Annotated in this window: 17 protein-coding genes; 5 read left to right on the forward strand and 12 right to left on the reverse strand. The window is 67.7% G+C overall.

From position 1 onward, the window contains the following. Nucleotides 1-2 precede the first annotated feature (2 nt). Entirely contained in the window at nucleotides 3-1,274 is a 1,272-nt protein-coding gene (waaA, locus tag VVD47_RS09925; RefSeq protein WP_327603302.1) for a lipid IV(A) 3-deoxy-D-manno-octulosonic acid transferase, read from the forward strand. Nucleotides 1,275-1,341: 67 nt separating this feature from the next. Here the strand turns inward: waaA and VVD47_RS09930 are convergent, their stop codons facing one another. From VVD47_RS09930 to VVD47_RS09955, 6 genes are all read right to left on the reverse strand, one after another. Continuing rightward, nucleotides 1,342-2,667 (reverse strand): TolC family outer membrane protein, encoded by a 1,326-nt coding sequence (locus tag VVD47_RS09930; RefSeq protein WP_327604635.1) that lies wholly within the window; start codon nucleotides 2,665-2,667, stop codon nucleotides 1,342-1,344. A gap of 54 nt (nucleotides 2,668-2,721) precedes the next feature. Next, nucleotides 2,722-3,048, reverse strand: a complete 327-nt coding sequence (locus VVD47_RS09935; RefSeq protein WP_443080974.1) for a rhodanese-like domain-containing protein — start codon at nucleotides 3,046-3,048, stop codon at nucleotides 2,722-2,724. A gap of 47 nt (nucleotides 3,049-3,095) precedes the next feature. Further along, nucleotides 3,096-3,746, reverse strand: a complete 651-nt coding sequence (locus VVD47_RS09940; RefSeq protein ID WP_327603303.1) for a protein-L-isoaspartate O-methyltransferase family protein — start codon at nucleotides 3,744-3,746, stop codon at nucleotides 3,096-3,098. A 77-nt stretch (nucleotides 3,747-3,823) separates the two neighbouring features. After that, nucleotides 3,824-7,057, reverse strand: coding sequence for an efflux RND transporter permease subunit (locus VVD47_RS09945; RefSeq protein ID WP_327603304.1), 3,234 nt, complete (start codon nucleotides 7,055-7,057; stop codon nucleotides 3,824-3,826). Nucleotides 7,058-7,073: 16 nt separating this feature from the next. Then, entirely contained in the window at nucleotides 7,074-8,180 is a 1,107-nt protein-coding gene (locus VVD47_RS09950) for an efflux RND transporter periplasmic adaptor subunit (protein WP_327603305.1), read from the reverse strand. Between the two features lie 83 nt (nucleotides 8,181-8,263). Further along, nucleotides 8,264-8,932, reverse strand: coding sequence for a TetR/AcrR family transcriptional regulator (locus VVD47_RS09955; protein WP_327603306.1), 669 nt, complete (start codon nucleotides 8,930-8,932; stop codon nucleotides 8,264-8,266). A gap of 424 nt (nucleotides 8,933-9,356) precedes the next feature. Between VVD47_RS09955 and VVD47_RS09960 the strand changes: the two genes are divergently transcribed. Beyond that, nucleotides 9,357-11,114, forward strand: a complete 1,758-nt coding sequence (locus VVD47_RS09960; protein ID WP_327603307.1) for a monovalent cation:proton antiporter-2 (CPA2) family protein — start codon at nucleotides 9,357-9,359, stop codon at nucleotides 11,112-11,114. 35 nt (nucleotides 11,115-11,149) lie between these two features. On the opposite strand, the gene VVD47_RS09965 is transcribed toward VVD47_RS09960, so the two are convergent. Then, nucleotides 11,150-11,551, reverse strand: coding sequence for a hypothetical protein (locus VVD47_RS09965; protein ID WP_327603308.1), 402 nt, complete (start codon nucleotides 11,549-11,551; stop codon nucleotides 11,150-11,152). Nucleotides 11,552-11,926: 375 nt separating this feature from the next. Continuing rightward, complete coding sequence (locus VVD47_RS09970; protein ID WP_327603309.1) at nucleotides 11,927-12,370, reverse strand: hypothetical protein; 444 nt, start codon at nucleotides 12,368-12,370, stop codon at nucleotides 11,927-11,929. Between the two features lie 475 nt (nucleotides 12,371-12,845). On the opposite strand from VVD47_RS09970, the gene VVD47_RS09975 reads away from it, so the two are divergent. Beyond that, entirely contained in the window at nucleotides 12,846-13,013 is a 168-nt protein-coding gene (locus VVD47_RS09975; RefSeq protein WP_327603310.1) for a DUF1328 domain-containing protein, read from the forward strand. Between the two features lie 103 nt (nucleotides 13,014-13,116). Here VVD47_RS09975 and VVD47_RS09980 read toward each other — a convergent pair whose 3' ends face one another. Next, nucleotides 13,117-13,269 (reverse strand): hypothetical protein, encoded by a 153-nt coding sequence (locus VVD47_RS09980; RefSeq protein WP_327603311.1) that lies wholly within the window; start codon nucleotides 13,267-13,269, stop codon nucleotides 13,117-13,119. Between the two features lie 281 nt (nucleotides 13,270-13,550). Between VVD47_RS09980 and VVD47_RS09985 the strand changes: the two genes are divergently transcribed. After that, the gene (locus VVD47_RS09985; RefSeq protein ID WP_327603312.1) at nucleotides 13,551-13,928 is read left to right on the forward strand and encodes a hypothetical protein; all 378 of its coding nucleotides are present in this window, start codon (nucleotides 13,551-13,553) and stop codon (nucleotides 13,926-13,928) included. Nucleotides 13,929-14,114: 186 nt separating this feature from the next. Here the strand turns inward: VVD47_RS09985 and VVD47_RS09990 are convergent, their stop codons facing one another. Genes VVD47_RS09990 through VVD47_RS10000 form a run of 3 tightly spaced genes read right to left on the reverse strand, consistent with a single transcriptional unit; the run spans nucleotide 14,115 to nucleotide 17,247 of the window. After that, nucleotides 14,115-15,176, reverse strand: a complete 1,062-nt coding sequence (locus tag VVD47_RS09990; protein WP_327603313.1) for a lysylphosphatidylglycerol synthase domain-containing protein — start codon at nucleotides 15,174-15,176, stop codon at nucleotides 14,115-14,117. Then, on the reverse strand, nucleotides 15,173-16,393 hold the full coding sequence (gene clsB, locus VVD47_RS09995; protein WP_327603314.1) for a cardiolipin synthase ClsB: 1,221 nt from the start codon (nucleotides 16,391-16,393) through the stop codon (nucleotides 15,173-15,175). Before clsB ends, VVD47_RS09990 begins: the two co-directional genes overlap by 4 nt. After that, the gene (locus tag VVD47_RS10000) at nucleotides 16,390-17,247 is read right to left on the reverse strand and encodes an endonuclease/exonuclease/phosphatase family protein (protein ID WP_443080976.1); all 858 of its coding nucleotides are present in this window, start codon (nucleotides 17,245-17,247) and stop codon (nucleotides 16,390-16,392) included. The genes clsB and VVD47_RS10000 overlap by 4 nt, the downstream gene beginning before the upstream one ends. Before the next feature lie 426 nt (nucleotides 17,248-17,673). On the opposite strand from VVD47_RS10000, the gene VVD47_RS10005 reads away from it, so the two are divergent. After that, nucleotides 17,674-18,189: a hypothetical protein gene (locus VVD47_RS10005; protein ID WP_327603315.1), complete on the forward strand. Its 516-nt coding sequence runs from the start codon at nucleotides 17,674-17,676 to the stop codon at nucleotides 18,187-18,189. Nucleotides 18,190-18,425: the final 236 nt, after the last annotated feature.

The following is an 18,425-nucleotide window of genomic DNA, read 5'->3' on the forward strand; positions in this document are numbered from 1 at the left end:
CCATGGACTTCGCCCTGCGCGCCCTCTACACCCTGCTATGGCTGCTGGCCCTGCCACTGGTGGGCTTGCGCCTGCTGTGGCGTTCACGCAGACAGCCCGAGTACCTGCAGCACGTCGGCGAGCGCTTCGGCCTCGGTGGCTGGCCGCATGCCGACCCCTGCATCTGGCTGCACAGCGTATCCGTCGGTGAAACCCGCGCTGCGCAGCCGCTGGTGCGCGCCCTGCTGGAACACTACCCCGGGCACCGCATCCTGCTCACCCACATGACGCCCACCGGCCGCGCCACGGCGCGCGAGCTGTTCGGCAAGGAACTGCGGGTGGAGAGCCGCTACCTGCCCTACGACCTGCCCTGGTGCGTGCGGCGCTTCCTGCGCACCACCCGTCCTGCGCTGGGCATCGTCATGGAAACCGAGGTGTGGCCGAACCTGATGGCCGCCACGCTGGCCGAGAACATTCCCACCGTGCTGGTGAACGCACGCCTGTCGGAACGCTCCGCCCGCGGTTACCGGCGCATCGGCGCCCTCGCACGGCCGGCCTTCGCGGCTTTCACCCGCATCCTCGCCCAGAGCGAGGCCGACGCGGAGCGCCTGCGCAGCCTGGGTGCGGGCTACGTGCAGGTGTGCGGCAACATGAAATTCGACCTGCGCCTGGACGAGGACAAGCTGGCACTGGGCGAGCGCTTCCGCGCCCTCGCCGGCAACCGACCCATCCTGCTCGCCGCCAGCACCCGCGAAGGCGAAGAGGCCCTGCTGCTGGAAGCCTTCGCCCGTCACTGCCGGGCCGAGGTGCTGCTGGTACTGGTGCCGCGCCACCCGCAGCGCTTCGATGAAGTCGCGCAACTGGTGGAACGCAACGGTCTGACGCTGGCCCGCCGCAGTGCCGGCGAGCACGCCATCGGCGCCGGCGTGCGGGTCTGGCTGGGCGACAGCATGGGCGAGATGCTCGCCTACTACCGCATGGCGGACGCCGCGTTGATGGGAGGCAGCTGGCTGCCTTTTGGCGCGCACAACCTGATCGAGGCCTGCGCGGTCGGCACGCCTCTGCTGATCGGCCCGCATACCTTCAATTTCGCGGAAGCCACCGAGGGCGCCATCGCCGCCGGTGCCGCGCGCAGTTGCCCGGACGTGGATGTCGCGCTGAAAGCCTCGCAGCGCCTGCTCGACACGCCGTCCCGCAAGACCAAGATGCGCGACGCCGGCCTCGCCTTCGCCGCCGCCCACCGCGGCGCCACGCGACGCACCATCGACGCGATCAAGGACGTGATGGGCTGGTGACGCGGGGCTGCCGGCCGGATGAAAAAGGGCGGCCACTGGCCGCCCTTTTTCATCCGTGAGCCGCTGCTCAGCGGTTCAACAGCGTATTCACCTGTTCCACATCCGGCTCTGCCAGCGAGCCGGCAGCGGACTTCAGGCGCAGCTGCGCGATGATCGCGTCGTAACGCGCCTTCTGCAGCTTGGCGTAGGTGTCGGCGAGCTGGGTCTGGGCGTTCAGCACGTCGATGTTGATGCGCACGCCCACTTCGTAGCCCAGCTTGTTGGATTCCAGCGAGCTGCGGCCGGAAACCATCGCGGCCTCGTAACCCTTCACCTGGGCGATGCCGCTGGTGGTGCCGAGGTAGGACTGGCGGGCCAGCTGGGCGGCGTTGCGACGCACGTTCTCGAGGTCGGAGCGGGCCTTGTCGTACAGCGCCGACGCTTCGCGCACGCGCGACTGGGTGGCGCCGCCCTGGTAGATCGGCAACTGCAGTTCCAGGCCCACGACATTGCTGCGCGACAGCGACTCCTGGCCGCTCACGCTGCCGGAGGCATGGTTGCGGCCATTGCTCGCCACCAGGTCCAGCGTCGGCAGATGGCCGGCGCGGCTGCGCTCCACTTCACGCTTGGCGAATTCGGCGGACAGGTTCTGCGCCTGCACGTTGGGGTTGCTCTGCTCGGCGGCGCGCACCCAGGACTCCAGGTCGGACGGCTGCGGCGAGATGAGCTGGACGCCTTCGCGCAGCTTGGCCAGCACCTCCGGGTCGCGGCCGGTCAGCACGCGCAGCGCGTTGCGCTTGATCTCCAGGTCGGCCTGGGCGGCGATTTCCTGCGCGGCAGTCAGGTCGTAGCGGGACTGGGCTTCGTTCACGTCGGTGATGGTGACGGTGCCCACTTCGAAACTCTTCTTCGCCAGACCCAGCTGCTCGGAGTTAGCGGTCTTCAGCGCGGAGACGGCGCTCAGCACGTCTTCGGCGTAGAGCACGTCGAAATAAGCCTGCGAGGTCCGCACGATGAGGTCGCTCTTGGCCTGCAGGAACTGCGCCTCGGCAATGCCCACCTGGATCTCGCCCTGGCGGTAGGCCACCCAGTTCTGCCAGCGGAACAGCGGCTGCGTCAGGCGCAGCTGGTAGCTGTTGCTGTTGTAGTCGCGCTCCAGATTGATCGGCCGGTCGGCGTCGACCATGTTGTAGCTGGTGCCGGCGCTGAGGCCGATGTTGGGCAACAGGCCGGAGCGGCCCTGCGGCAGCTTCTCCTTGCCGGCTTCCAGCTGGGCGCGCGCCGCGGCGTACTGCGCGTCGTTGCTCACCGCCTCGCGGTAGATGTCCAGCAGGTCGGCAGCCTGGGCGCCAGTGGTGGCGAGTGTGCCAAATGCGGCAAACGCGCCGAGCAGCAATCCGGTACAGCGCTTCATCGAGGGTCCCGTTTTCATGAGTGGCTTGGCTCTAATAGGCTCTATGGCAGTGCTTCAGTATGTCGGCATCTGAGGATCGACCTGTAGTGCCCAGGCATGGACGCCACCGGAAAGATTGCTCACTCTGGTGAAGCCACGCTGCGCCAGGAACATGGCGACCTGCATGCTGCGGCCACCGTGGTGGCAGATGCACACCAGCGGACGCTCGGGGTCCAGCTCCTCGCTGCGGCCCGGCACGCTGCCCATCGGCATCAGGGTGGAGCCGGGAATCGCGCAACGCTCGAATTCCCAGCCTTCACGCACGTCCAGCAGTTGCGGCGCTTCGCGCTTGTCGTCGGCCAGCCAGGCAGCCAGTTCGGCCGCGGTCAGTTGTTCGATCACGTGGGGAGTCCGATCGGAAAGGTCGTCAGAAACGGGTCAGAAACAGGTCAGAAACGGAACTGGCTGGCCTGCGGCTCGCGCAGCATCGGCACCAGCGTGTCGAAGAGGTTCTCGCTGTCCCAGGCGTTTTCGGCGCGGCGCGTCACCAGCGTGCCGATCATCACCGGCGCGCTGCCGACGAAGGCAAACAGGCGGCCGCCGACCTTCAGTTGCTCCAGCAGGCCTTGCGGAATGTCGCGGACACCACCGGACAACAGGATGAGGTCGAACGGTGCACGGTCCGGCAGGCCCAGCAGGCCATCGCCTTCCTCGACGATCACGTTCTCCACGCCGTTGCGGGCCAGGTTGTCGGCGGCCAGGCGGGCCAGCGCGGGATCGATCTCGATGCTGCGCACCCACTCGGCGCGCGAGGCCAGAAGCGCGGCCATGTAGCCGGAGCCCGAGCCCACCTCCAGCACGCTGTCGGCGTGTTTCGGCGCCAGCGCCTGCAGGGCCTTGGCCTCGATCACCGGGGTGAGCATGACCTGCCCGCTGCCGATGGGAATCTCGATGTCGCCGAAGGCCAGGCTGCGGTGCGCCTCGGGCACGAAATACTCGCGCTTGACGACCATCAGCGTGTCCAGCACGTCCTGATCCAGCACCTCCCAGGTGCGGATCTGCTGCTCGACCATGTTGAAGCGGGCTTGTTCAAAGTCCATGAGTGAATCCTTGCAGGCAGGGGCGACAGCCCGGCCGGGCTGAAACGACGAGGCGCGATTTTACCCCACAGTCCATGTCAAACCGCCTCTGCGTGGTCATCCGCCGCCTCCGCGTCACCTTGCGGCACGCGGTACCAGGCGGCGTACAGGGCCGGCAGGAACAGCAGGGTCAGCAGGGTGGCGACCGCCAGCCCGCCCATGATCGCCACCGCCATCGGCCCGAAGAAGGCGCTGCGGGTCAGCGGAATCATCGCCAGGATGGCCGCCAGCGCGGTCAGCATGATGGGGCGGAAACGCCGCACGGTGGACTCCACGATGGCCTGCGCCCGCGAATGGCCAGTGCGCTCGTCCTGCACGATCTGGTCGATCAGGATCACCGAGTTGCGCATGATCATCCCCGACAGCGCGATGGTGCCCAGCATGGCGACGAAGCCGAAGGGCTTGCCGAACAGCAGCAGCGCCAGCGTCACCCCCACCATGCCCAGCGGCGCGGTGAGCACCACCATCGCCACCCGCGAGAAACTCTGCAACTGCAGCATCAGCACGGTGACCACCACCACGATGAACAGTGGCATGCCGGCCGCCACCGAGGCGCCGCCCTTGGCACTCTCCTCCACCGCCCCGCCGGTTTCCAGGTGATAACCCAGCGGCAGGCCCGCGGTGATTTTGTCGATGGCCGGCTTCAGGTCCGTCACCACCTGCGCCGGCTGCATGGTGCCGTACAGGTTGGCGCGCACGCTCACCGTGGGCACGCGGTTGCGCCGCCAGATCATGCCGGGCTCGCTGGTGTATTCCAGCGTCGCCACCTGCGACAACGGCAGGCCACGGCCGGTGCCGACCGGGATCGGCAGGTCGGCCAGGTGCGCCAGCGAACGCTCCAGCGGCAGGCCGCGCACCGCCACGTCGATGGTCTCGATGCCCTCGCGGAACTGCGTCGCGACGATGCCGCTCTCCGCCGACTGCAGCGCGTTCTGGATGTCCGCCCGCGACAGGCCGGCCAGGCGCGCCTTGTCGGCGTCCAGGTGCACCCGCACGATCTTGGAGTCCTCCTCCCAGTCCTTCTGCACGTTGGTGAGCTGCGCATTGCCACGCAGCACGACGGCCACCTCGTCGGCGATGCGCTGGATCACCGCGTGCTCCGGCCCGCTCACCCGGTACTGCACCGGGAAGCCCACCGGCGGGCCGTTCTCCAGGCGGTTGATCGATGCCCGCAACTCCGCGAAGTCCTGCTGGAACAGCGTGATCAGTCGAGTGCGCAGTTTTTCGCGCGCCGCCGTGTCGTGCGTGAGGATGACGAACTGCGCGAAGTTGGCCTGCGGCAACTGCTGGTCCAGCGGCAGGTAGAAGCGCGGGCTGCCGGTGCCCACGTACGCCACGTAGTTCTCGATGCCCTCCTCCTTCGCCAGCACGGCCTCCAGGCGCTTCACCGTGTCCTCGACGGCCGAGTAGGACGCGCCCTGCTGCAGGCGCAGGTCCACCAGCAATTCAGGGCGGGTGGAATCCGGGAAGAACTGCTGCGGCACGAAGCGGAAGCCCCAGATCGATACGGCAAAACACACCAGCGTCGCGGCGATGACGATCCAGCGGTGCTTCACGCACCAGGCCACGGTGTGACGGAAGCGGCGATAGAAGGGCGTGTGGTAGATCGCGTCGTCGTCATGCACGGCGGGATGGGCCCGCGCCTGCATCCTGTCGGCGAGGCTGGGCGCCACCCGCGCCAGCTGGCGGTTGAACCAGGAGCGCTTGCTGCTCTGCGCACGGAAGTCCGGCAACAGGTGGAAGCCGAGATAGGGCACGAACAGCACTGCCGCGACCCACGAGATCAGCAGCGCGATGACCGTCACCTGGAAGATCGACCGCGTATATTCGCCGGTCGACGACGCCGCGGTGGCGATCGGCAGGAAGCCGGCGGCCGTCACCAGCGTGCCGGACAGCATCGGCATGGCGGTGGAAGTGAAGGCGAAGCTCGCTGCCTTGGCACGGTCCCAGCCCTGCTCCATCTTGGTGGCCATCATCTCCACCGCGATGATGGCGTCATCCACCAGCAGGCCCAGCGCCATCACCAGCGCGCCCAGCGAGATCTTGTGCAGGCCGATGCCGAACTGCTTCATGCACAGGAAGGTGATGGCCAGCACCACGGGGATGGAGATCGCCACCACGATCCCGGTGCGCAGGCCCAGCGACAGCAGGCTCACCGCCAGCACGATGATGACCGCCTCGGCCAGCGAGCGGGCGAACTCGGTCACCGAGTCCTGCACCGCGCGCGGCTGGTCGGCCACGCGGTCCAGCTGCACGCCGACCGGCAGCTGCGCCTCGATGCGCGCCACCGCTTCGTCCAGGTGCTTGCCCAGGGCCACGATGTCGCCGCCTTCGCGCATCGACAGGCCGATGCCCAGCGCCTCGCGGCCCATGAAGCGCATCTTGTCGCGCGGCGGATCGATGTAGCCACGCCGCACCTCGGCCACGTCGCCCAGCTTGAAGCTGCGCCCGCCGGCACGGATCACCAGGTTGCGGAGGTCGTCCAGCGTCTTGTACGCACCGGAGGGGCGGATGTAGATGCGCTCCTGGTCCAGCTCGAAGTAGCCGCTTGCACTCTGCACGTTCTGCTCGCCCACGGCCTGCAGCAAGGCCTGCGGATTGATGCCCAGCGAGGCTGCGCGCACGATGGAGAACTCCACCCAGATGCGCTGCTCCTGCTCGCCGAAGAACTCCACCTTGGCCACGTCCGGCACGCGCTGGAATTCCTGGCGGATCGCCTCAGCGTAGCGCTTCAGCTCCGTGTAGCTCAGGCCGTCACCGGTCAGCGCGAAGATGTTGCCGAAGGTGTCGCCGAACTCGTCGTTGAAGAACGGTCCCTGCACGCCGGCAGGCAGCGTGTAGCGCACGTCGCTGATCTTTTTCCGCACCTGGTAGAAGACTTCCGGCAGGGCTTTCGCCGGCAGCGAATCGCGCACGATGACGATCACCACCGACTCGCCCGGACGCGAGTAGCTGCGCAGGAAGTCGATCTCGTTCATCTCGCGCAGCTTCTTCTCCACCTTGTCGGTGACCTGCGCCTCCACCTCCAGCGCACTGGCGCCCGGCCAGTTGGTGCGCACCACCATCACCTTGAAGGTGAAGGGCGGGTCCTCGCTCTGCCCCAGCTTCGTGTAGGCCGCCAGGCCGATGAGGGTCAGCACGACGAGGAAGAACAGCACCAGGGTCTGGTGGCGCAGGCCCCAGTCGGAGATGTTGAAACGCCCGGGCTTGAAACCTTCGGCAGCGGATCGGGGTTCGGTTCCGGACCCGGATTGCGATTGGGGAGTGCTCATGGATGCGGCCCCCGGCTCAGCGCTTCACGTCCAGCGCCACCGGTGCGCTCTGCGCCACCGGCCGCACCTTCTCGCCGGCAGTCAGCGCATGCGCGCCCACCACCACCACGCGCTCGCCGGGCTGCACGCCGCCAGCGATGACCGCCACCTCGTCACGCCAGGCCGCCACTTCCACCTTGCGGGGCTGGGCGGTGTCGTCGGCACCCACCACCCATACGTGGGTCGGGCCGCTGCTGCCGGCGCCACCGGCCGCGCGCTGCACCGCCGGCAACGGCAGGGTGATGGCGACCTTCTCGGCCACCGGGAAGCCCACGCCGGCCGTCGCACCGAGCGGCAGGCTGTCGTCGGCACCGGGCACGGCGATGCGCACGGCATAGGTACGGGTGGTCGTGTCGGCGGCCGCGGCCACCTCGCGCACGGTGCCGGGCAAGGTACGCTCCTGCGCATTCCACGGCCGCACGAAGGCCGGCTGCCCCACCTTCACCTGCGCGATGCGCGTCTCCGGCACCCAGATCAGGATTTCGCGCTCGCGCGGGTCGGCCAGCCGCACCACCACCTGGCCGGCGGCCACCACTTGGCCGGCCTCGGCCGGCGCGGCCACGATGACGCCGTCGCGGTCGGCGCTCAGCGCGCTGTAGCTCACCTGGTTGCCCTGCACGCCAGCCTGCGCCTGCACCTGGCGCAGGCGTGCCTCGGCCGCCTGCAACTGGTTGCGCCGGCTGTCCACCGCGCTGGCCGATACGAAGCGCTGGGCCACCAGCGTCTCCGCGCGCTGGAATTCCGCGCGCGCCAGGGTGACGTCAGCTTCGGCGGCAGCCACCGCCGCCCGCGCGGCGTTGTCGGAAAGGCGCAGGTCCTGGGCGTCCAGCCGCGCCAGCAACTGGCCGCGCTTGACTGCCTCGCCGGCGTTCACCTTGCGCTCGACGATCTTGCCGCCGACACGGAAGCCGAGGTCCACCTCGTGGCGCGCGCGCACCTCGCCGGAGTACAGGCGCAAGCCGTGTCCAACCTCGTCGCCGGCCTTCACCACCACCACCGGGCGCGGCGCGGGCGGCGGCGGCTCCGGCTTGTTGCAGGCGGCCAGCAGGAGGCTTGGCAACAACACAAGGACGGCGTGCTTCATGGCGGGACTCCGGGTCTGCAGGGATTGCAGGAAGTGGAACGTGGACGTGGGAAAACGGGATATGCGGCGTTCGGAAAAACGGCTCAGACGACCGGCAAGGAGGCACGACCGGCCTCGGCGCGCAGGCCGGTCAGGAAGAGGTCGAGATGGGTGCGCAAGTACACATCCGGCGACATGCCGGCCGGGTCGCAACAGGCCAGCGAGCGGCTCCACATGCTGGCGAACAGCATCGGCGACAGCGCCAGCTGGCAGATCACCAGCGGGTCGCCGGGGCGGAAAGCACCCTCCGCAATGCCGCGCTCGATCACCGACACCAGCAGCGCACGGCCGCGCTGCACCACGTTGTCGAAATAGAACTGCGCCACCTCGGGAAAGTTAGCCGCTTCGCCGATCACCAGCTTCGGGATGCCCGACAGCTTGGAATTGGCCACCACCTCCCACCAGCCCAGCAGCAGCTCGCGCAACAGGGGTTCGGGCGCCATGTCCAGGCTGGCCACCATCGCCTCGCCCTCGGCAATGCGCGGCACGATGGCCTCCTGCACCACGGCCTTGAACAGCGCTTCCTTGCTTTCGAAATACAGGTACAGGGTGCCCTTCGAAACGCCGGCCCGGGCCGCGATCTCGTCCAGCCGTGCGGCGGCGAAGCCACGCTCCACGAAGACGTCGAGGGCGGCGGCCACCAGTTCGCCCGGGCGGGCCTCCTTGCGGCGGCGGCGCGGTTCGTCGGGGTTCGGAAGAGGTTCAGGAGGCATGGGCAAAACCAATTACTGACTGACCGGTCAGTAATTAATAGCACGATTCGGCAGATCCGCAAGTTCTTTATTGCAGTGCGTCAGCGCGGCCCTGCGCAAAGCGGCCAGCGGCCGTTTCAACAGCCCCGGAACGCCGGCGCCACGCACCGGACGGGCCGCAGGGGATGCGTGATACCTTCGGCCAGCCGTCACGCCGACTGTAACCAGCCGGATGCGATCACACGCCGTCCTTCGGGGGCGGGCGCCGCCCCCTCCTTCGGCCAGCCGCCGAACGTACGACCCGCCCGCAGGCAGAATTCCGACACCGAGCGCCCCATGTCACCGCGTATGCCCCGTCCTTGTCCCTTTCCTTGCTCCTTGCCCGGCTCTGTGCCGGGCCAGCCTCTCCTCCGCTTCGCAGCAGGCTCGAACACCGGAGTGACCCATGGCGGCTGAGGGCGCAGGCAATCTCATCCAGGCTGTCGCCCTGCTGGGCGCAGCGGTCGTGGCCGTGCCGCTGTTCCAGCGCATCGGTCTGGGGTCGGTGCTCGGATACCTGGCCGCAGGACTCGCCATCGGCCCCTACGGGCTGGGCTGGTTCAGCGACCCGCAGACCATCCTGCATACGGCGGAACTGGGCGTCGTGATGTTCTTGTTCGTGATCGGACTGGAGATGCGGCCATCGCACCTGTGGGGGCTGCGCCGCGAGATCTTCGGACTGGGCAGCCTGCAGGTGTTCGCCTGCGGCATCCTGCTGACGGGCGTGGGCATCGCCTTCGGCTTCTCGCCAGCGGTGTCCTTCGTGTCGGCCATGGGCTTCGTACTGACCTCCACGGCCATCGTCATGCAACTGCTGGGCGAACGCGGCGACACCGCCACCCCGGGCGGGCAGAAGATCGTGTCCATCCTACTGCTGGAAGACCTGCTGATCGTGCCCTTGCTGGCGGCGGTGGCCTTTCTGGCACCGCAGGCCACGGTCGGCACAGTGGACGTGTCCTCGCGCTGGGTGTCGGTCGGCGTAGCGGTGGCGGCGCTGGCGGCACTCATCGCCGTCGGGCTGTGGTTGCTCAACCCGTTGTTCCGCGTGCTGGCGCGCTCACGGGCCCGCGAGGTCATGACCGCCGCCGCCCTGTTCGTGGTGCTGGGCGCGGCGCTGCTGATGCAGCTGGGTGGCCTGTCGATGGCGATGGGCGCTTTCGTCGCCGGCGTGCTGCTGTCGGAGTCCAGTTTCCGCCACCAGCTCGAAGCCGACATCGAGCCCTTCCGCGGCCTGTTGCTGGGCCTGTTCTTCCTCGGCGTCGGCATGGCGCTGGACCTCGCCGTGGTGGCGCGCAATGCGACGCTGATCGTTGCCGGAGTGCTGGTGATGATGCTGGTGAAGGCGCTGTGCATCTACGTCGTGGCGCGCATTGCCCGCAGCAATCATGCCGAAGCGCTGGACCGCACGGTGCTGATGGCGCAGGGCGGCGAGTTCGCCTTCGTCCTGTTCAGCGCGGCGCTGGGCGCCGGCGTCATCGACGCGGAGGTCAACGCCAACATGACCGCCATCGTGGTGCTGTCGATGGCACTCACCCCGCTGGTGGTGCTCGCCCATCGCCGCTGGGCAAGCCGCAAGACCCTGTCGCTGGAAGGCGTGGAAGCCCCGCGCGACGTGGCGGGCGACGTCCTGCTGGTCGGCTTCGGACGCTTCGGGCAGATCGTCAGCCAGCACGTGCTGCTTCGGGGTGCGCGGGTCACCATCATCGACAACGATCCGCAGGTGGCGCGGGACGCTGAAGCCTTCGGCTTCAAGGTGTATTACGGAGACGGCGCCCGCTCGGACGTGCTGGCCGCTGCCGGCGCGAAGAGCGCGCAGGTGATCCTGGTGTGCATCGACGACAAGGAATCCGTTACCCGCATCGTCAAGGCTGCGCGGGAGACCTGCATGAAGACGCGCATCCTGGTGCGCGCCTACGACCGGGAACATGCCGTGGAGTTGATGCAGGCCAACGCGGACTGGCTGATCCGGGAGACCTTCGAGTCAGCGATGAAGATGGGTCAGGAAGCGGTCGTCGCGCTGGGTGGCACGCCGGAGATGGCCGACGAGATCGCGGACGACCTGCGCCGCCGCGATGCCGAGCGCTTTGCGGTGGAGATCAACGGCGGCCTTTTCGCCGGCCGCACCCTGATGATCGGCAACATCCGGCAGGACAAGCGCCACTGAGGGCCACCGGCGCGGCCCCGTGGCCGGGCCGAGTGTCAGGCCGGGACGGCGGCGGTGCTGAGCACGCGGCAGCCGGCTTCGCGGGCCTGTTCCAGAAAGGCGCGGGTCAGGCTGGCGCTCAGGCGGCAGGGGGCGATGACGTAGTCGAACATGCGGGCGTCCATGCGGCGCACGGTGCCATCGACTTCGATGAGGTTGCCTTCCGCGCTGCGCACCGCGCCGACGCGTTCGGACAGGATGAACACGCGTGCGGCACGTCCGAGGCGACGCACGATGCTCTCGATCACTTCGTAGGCCACGCCGTGTTCCACGACGACAGCCACGCTGGAGGGTTTGGGCTGGGCGACCAGGCTCAGCGCGCCGGGTCCGTCCGAAAGCAGGTCCTGCTCGGCGGCCGGCAGGTTATGGGGGGCGAAGTGCTTGCGTTTCAGCTTCATGATGCTCGATGCCTTTGTTATGGTGGAGCGATGATGGCCGTTGGCACGGCAGGCGACGGTAAGTTGGAACCGATCTCCTTGCAGGAAGTTTCCTACACCGCTCCCGGGCGCCACCACCACCGGCGCGCAGCATGCACGCCCAGCATGTCAGGGATGTAACAGGACAGGGGTGGGTGGACGTACGGAGATTCACTTACCTGGCACCCGGCCTGCCCTTGCAGGCAGTGCGCCGGCAGGATCCGGATGTGGCAGGCGCGGGCGCCTGGAAAGACGACAGCCCCAGCGCGTCGGGTGACGCGCTGGGGCTGTCGTCTTTACGCAGGAGGCGTGCCGGTCGGACGATGTCCGGCCGACGCTACCTCTGGCGGTACCTGCTTAGCGCAGGGTGCCTTGCGGCGGAACGGTGCCGCCGGCCTTCACGTCGGCGCGCAGGCGGTCACGGTCGGCCACGGCTTCCTTCTGGCACACGTCCTTGCGGTTGCCGCTCAGGTCGTCGCACTTTTCGCGAGCCAGTTCGTAGGCCGCCTTGGCCTTGCCTTCCTCAGCGTCGCGACGCGCTTCAGCCGTGCCCTTGGCGTTGGCTTCCAGCTCGCCCAGCGCGCTCACTTCCGTGAACTTGGCCTGCTTCTCGCAGATGTCCTTGGCATTGCCGGACAGCGTGTCACAGCTTTCCTTGTCGGCCTTGAAGCGCTTTTCGATAGCGGTCTTCTCCGCCTTGTACTGGGCGCTGTCAGTTGCGTCGGCGGCCGACACGGCCATGCTGGTGGACAGCAGGACGCCACTCACGATGGCACTCATCAGTTTGATTTGGGTATTCATGAGGTACTCCTTCATTCGTGGTCTCAGGATTTTCTGGCGGAGGCGTCTTGCCGCTGCCGGTGACGTTTCCGCCACACCCCGAATGCTAGGCAAGTCGCCTGGCGTCCAGCGTAGGCGGGCCCCGCCACGCGGTCTCGTCCTCCGCCACGCCCCGGCGTCGGACGACACCTACCGGCTGCTCCCTGATCCCACAGCCCCTTCTCATAAGGGAGACCACGAAGCCTGTCAGCCCCACGGGTGCCCTCCTCCATAGATCCTCTTCCATATACCCCCATGCACCGGCCATTACCCTCACCGTTGCGGAGGCAGTCAGTCGAATCCCACATGCATTCCGGAATCGGCTGAATACCGCCACGCGCGGCGCGCACTACAGTGAGGTCGTGTGGAACGCGGTTCCTGTGGTTTTCCGGTAGTCGTTCCAGCAACCCACCCCACCTGTCCCGACAGGCCGGTCAAACAAAACAAGGAGAGTGTCATGCTGCACTACGCTATCGTGTTCTTCGTCATCGCCCTCATTGCCGCCGTCTTCGGTTTCGGCGGCATCGCCGCCAGCGCCGTGGGCATTGCCAAGATCCTGTTCTTCATCTTCCTCATCATGGCCCTGGTGAGCTTCGTCTCCCACCTGATGCGGGGCGGGCGCTGACGCCACGCCAGGCGGTGCGTCAATGCAGAAAGGGCCGGTCCTTCGCGGGACCGGCCCTTTCTTTCATATGTAGCCCGGAGACGTCGTTGCGCGCGGGGCGCCTTCAGTCGTTGCGGTCGTCGAAGAACGTCATCGTCAGCATGACGCAGAGGAACAGCAGCACGATGCCGCCGCTGAAAAGCAGGTCTGACGGCATACCCTGGCTGAAGGTCCGGGCCAGGTAGGCGCACAGGCCGGCAATGGCGGACAGCACCAACAGCGTTGCAAGATTCCTGCGCATCCCGGCACCCGGTTCGGCTTTGCTGCACGCGGCAGCCCATCAGGCGAGTCTGGCTGGCTGCAGCACGCCATCAGTGTGGTCCCCATCCGGTCTGCGTGCCGGACAGTGCTGCGCTGCCCCTCCCCATTGCGCCGACAGCCTGCAGGCATCGTCCTACAGGGCTTTCAGTTGCGACCGACCCGCGCCAGACCCGCGCTGGCGGATGCTTCGTCTGAAGACAAACAAGAACAGACAAGACAAACCCCAGGGAGCAGACCATGAAGCTCACCCGCCCCACCCCCTTCATCACCGCTGCCTTGTGCAGCGCCATCCTGCTGTCGGCCGTCTGGTTCGACCGCAGCACGGCTGCGCCGGCAGAAGCCGTCAGCGCGGCCGGACTTGCCCCCGGCACCGTCGTCTACGACGGCGAACTGCGTGAATTCGCACGCCTGGACAGCAGCCGCGTTGGCGACCCGCCCGACACCGCCATCCTGCTGGTGGAAAGCCACGCCGGTGCCCGCGTACGCATGGCCGTTCCGCATGACGCGCTGCGTCTAGAGGAAGACAACCGCGTCGTGCTGCAGTCCTTCGGCGACGCCAACGCCCGGGCCTCCGCCCGCCGGCCGGTGCAACGCCAGGGCACGCTGCTGTTGTAACGGGCTCGCAAGGCCATGGTCCGCAGGATCATGGCCTTTCCCTTGGTCGTGACGGCGGTGTCCGTGCAGGTGGAAGTACCGCCCGCGACCCGTCTTCCTTTCGCAGGATCCCCCGAACGCAGTTCTCCCGCACGATCTCCCTGAGATTTCCCAGGAGACCGTCAGCGGGATCACCCACCCTCGGGTTCAGCTGGCAGGACCGTAACGCCGCTCATCCGGCTTCAGGATCGGGGCGTCGTCCTGCTTGCGGGCGGGACGTTCCTCGCTCCCCTCGCGCCGGGTCCGGCGCTGGCGCAGTTCCGTCACGACGAGGAAGCCGGCGGCCGCCAGCAGGGGCAGGATGCAGTAGATGGCCCGGAACAGCAGCGCGCCGGCCAGTACCGCGTGGGGCGGCAACTGCGGCCCGCTCAGCATGCCCACGGCAACCGCCTCCATGACGCCCAAGCCACCCGGCACGCGGATGATCACGCCGGCCAGGCTGGCCATGGCCACCATGCCCACCACGTTGCCAAAGGCCACTTCGTCACCCAGCAACACGCGCCACACAGCGGCGACCCACAGCCAGTTGAGCGCGCCCAGGCCGACCTGCGCCAGTGACAGGCGCCAGCCCGGCAGGCGCTGCCAGGGCGACGCACTCACGCTGTCACGGTCGGCCGCCAGTGCCTGGCCGCCCTTCCATGCGCACAACGTCAGGTAGACCAGCACCGCGATGCTGCCGACCCACTGGATCAGCCGGGCCGCCAGCTCGCTGCCCGGCAGGTCGGCCGGCATGCGGATGTCGTAGATGGCGAACAAGGTGGCCGCCAGCGCGGCGAGACCGATCCAGTTGGTGTAGATCGCCGACAGGATGACCCCCGCGGTCTGTTCCGGCTTGAGCCCGGCCGCCGAGTAGAGACGCAGCCGGGTGGCCGCGCCGCCGAGCATCGCGCCCAGGGTCAGGTTGATGGCGTAGCTGACCGCGGCGATGCGCAGGCAATGGCGCGGCAACACGTGGTGGCCGATCTGCCGGCGCCCGACGAGGTCGTAGCAGGCATAGGTGAAGTAGCTCAGCACGGTGAGCGCCGCAGCGGCGACCAGGCTCATGTCCGGCGTGGCGCGCAGGGCAGCGGCCACGCCGCCCCAGTCGATGCTGCGGGCCTGGCGCGTCATCACTACCGCCACCACCGCCAGCAATACCAATCCACCCCAGCGCTGCAACCAGCGCAGGGCTGTCTGGCTGTGCGGATGTCGCGCCAGCCAGTTTTTCATGACGAGCCACCATCCGCGCCCACCGACATCGGCGCGCACAGGGTTTCGATACGCGGCTTGCGTGACGGGATCAGGCGGCACAGCGCCGGGAAGCGACGCATTGCGTGGTACGACGCCACGCCCAGCAGGGTGCGCCAGCGGCTGGGACGTGCTACGTCTTCCTTGGTCAGGCTGCGGCAGTGGTTGTCGATGAGGCGCTGCAGGCGGCCGCGCAGGTCTGCGGCGAAGGCCCGGTCATGCACCATCACGTTGGCTTCAAGGTTCAGCGACAGGCTGAGCGGATCGAGGTTGCTGGAGCCCACGGTGGACCACTGCCCGTCGATGACCGCCACCTTGCCGTGCAGGGGCCGCTCGCAGTACTCATACACGGTGACGCCGGCGCTGATGAGCGTGCCGTAGAGCAGGCGTGCGCAGTACATCGCCATCGGCACGTCAGGCTGCCCCTGCAGCACGAGGATGACGTTGACACCACGCTTGGCCGCGCGCCGCAGTGCCGACACCAAGCGGTAGCCAGGGAAGAAATAGGCATTGGCGATGACGACCTCGCTTTTCGCCCCGAGGATGGCGCGGCGGTACTCGCGCTCGATGTCGGTGCTGCCACGACGGTTGTCGCGGGTGACGAACATCGCCCGCGCATGGCCGTAGCGGCCGGGCATCACCTGCGGTGTCCCGCGCTGCGCACGCAGCGTGGAAATGCCGCGCGCGCCGTAGCGACGCATCTCGGCGACCAGGAAGTTGCGGATGTCGGCCACCAGCGGGCCGCGGATCTCCATCGCATAGTCCTGTTTCGACTCCGGGCCGAAATCGGCCACATGGTCGGCCGAGTAATTGATGCCGCCGCAGAAGGCGAGCTTGCCATCCACGGTGACCAGCTTGCGGTGCATGCGGCGCAGCACGTTGAAGCGCACGCCCATGAAGCGGCGCGCATTGTCGAACAGGTGCAGATGCACGCCGGCCGCCACCATGCCATCGGCAAATTCGCCAGTCAGGTCGGGCGACCCGAAACCGTCCACCGTCAGGTGCACCACCACGCCGCGCTGCGCCGCGGCGATCAGCACCTCGCGCAGTTCGCGGCCCACCTTGTCGTCGAACAGGATGAAGGTCTCGATCAGCACCTCGCGGCGCGCTTGCGAGACCGCCTCGAACACGCGGGGAAAATAGTCCTCGCCGTTCTCCAGCATCTGGACGGCGTGACCCGGGAGCCAGTCAGTCTTCATGGCAGTACCTCGGCAATCAGGGGAGTGTGATCGGACAGGCTGGACCAGGGCGCGTGGCCGGGTCGCGACGCAGCGATGATCTTCAGCCCGCGGCAGTAGATGCGGTCCAGCGGCAGCAGTGGCCACAGCGCCGGGTAGGTGCGCGCCAGGCTGCCGGCATAGGTCTCGTGCGCATCGCGGAAGCCCAGGTCGAGCATGGCGTGGTGCAGCTTGCGGCGCCAGTCGTTGAAGTCGCCGGCGATGATGACCGGAGTCCCCTCGGGCACCTCCGTCTCCAGCAGGCTGCGCAGCAGGCCGAACTGGCGCTGCCGATGCGCTTCCGCGAGACCGAGGTGAACGCAGGCGATGAACAGGTGGCAGCCGAAGGCGGCATGCCATATCAATGCATGCAGGATGCCGCGCGCCTCGTCGCCCTGCTGCGACACGTCGTGGTTGGCGTGCGACACGATGGGGTAGTGCGACAGGATGGCGTTGCCGTGGTGCCCTTCCGGATACACGGCGTTGCGACCGTAGGCATGGTCGCGCCACAGGCCGTCGGCGAGGAACTCGTACTGCGGCACCGGCTGCCAGCCCCGTACGCGGCGGGCATGCATGGAGTGTTCGCCGTGCACCTCCTGCAGGAACACCAGGTCGGCGCGATCCGCGGAGATGGCCTGGCGCAATGCCGGCAGGATGTAGCGGCGGCGCAGCATGCTGAAGCCCTTGTGCATGTTCACCGTGAGCAGACGCAGCACCGGCGGCTCATCCACCGCCGGGGGCATCGCCTGCAAGGCGTCAGGCATGTCTTCGGACACGTCGCCCAGCTCGGGGGCTGACATGTCGGCATGCAGCAGCGCGGTGTCCGACGCATTCACGAAAAGCTCTCCTGGATGCCCCGGCGGCGCCGGGATCTCAGGCATCCCGATGCGGGACGCCCTCTGATGACAGGCTAAGACCGCGCCGCATGGCGCCCTGTAGGCTCCGCCTGAAGCCCTCGTCAGAGCGCTCCGACACTGGCTTCCACGCCGTCTGGCGGCCGGACCGAAGGGCAGGAAGATGAACCTGCCGGCATGGCCGTTGCCACAGTGCATGCTGTGGCGCAGCTTGGCGAAAGCCGTGCAGGCGCCCAGCATGGCCATTCCCTCAGCGGACGTTGCAGCAGGCAGAACAAAGCTGGAGAAAGGTGTCCGCTACGCGTTTCCCGGCGGGTCGCCTGCTCAAGTGCCCTCCAGGCTGACCGTAATAAGACTGAGAGACGGGCGACAAAACGCCCGCTATTCCACAGATCGACGAGGCTCAGCATGCAGCACTGGAACGGCGTCCTCATGTATGCCCCGCATACGCCCGACCGCTATGCCATTCCCGGCATGACGCATTGCATTTTCCGGCTGATGCATCAGCACGGCGACACCCAGGCCTGGAACCTCTACTGGCTGAGCAAGCCGCAGACGGACGCGCTGCTGGTCCAGCGCAACAACTGGTTCCGCCACTACGACTCGCTGAGCCCCGAACAGACCGAAGCCTTCTACGAGGCGCTGGACAGCGTGGTGCTCAACACCATGACGCTGGCAACCCTGGTGGCGCAACCGCCGCGTGAAGCCATGCGCCTGCTGGAACGTGCCCGCCTGGAACGCACCCGCTTCTACACCATGGCTGGCGGCGAGGCCTGGCGCACGCTGATGATGGGCCGCCTCTTCATCGCCGCCCGCAGCAACGGCGAAAACCGGTCGGTGCCCGGCCGGGGCGCCGAGGTGGTGGCCCTGGACTTCAGCCAGCCCTCCGCCCGCTCGCTGAAGGGGTCCGGCACCCGCGGCTGATCCTCCGCGCATTTCCCCGCATCGCCACGCCGCATCACGCCACACCAGAAGGCCACCGGGAAACCGGTGGCCTTCTGTCATTTCCGGCTGTCTGCCGGCTAGCGGTTCCCGTGTGACCGAGGCTTCGTGCAGCCGGGTGTCTTGCGGCCGCCGCAACAAAGCGCTCGGCAACGCGGGTAAAGCTTGAGTAAAAAAGGGCAGTTCATGCACCTGCCATGCCCACCTCTGGCTATAAA

The organism is Uliginosibacterium sp. H1, from assembly GCF_036017065.1.
In the GTDB taxonomy this organism is placed as follows: Bacteria; Pseudomonadota; Gammaproteobacteria; order Burkholderiales; family Rhodocyclaceae; genus Uliginosibacterium.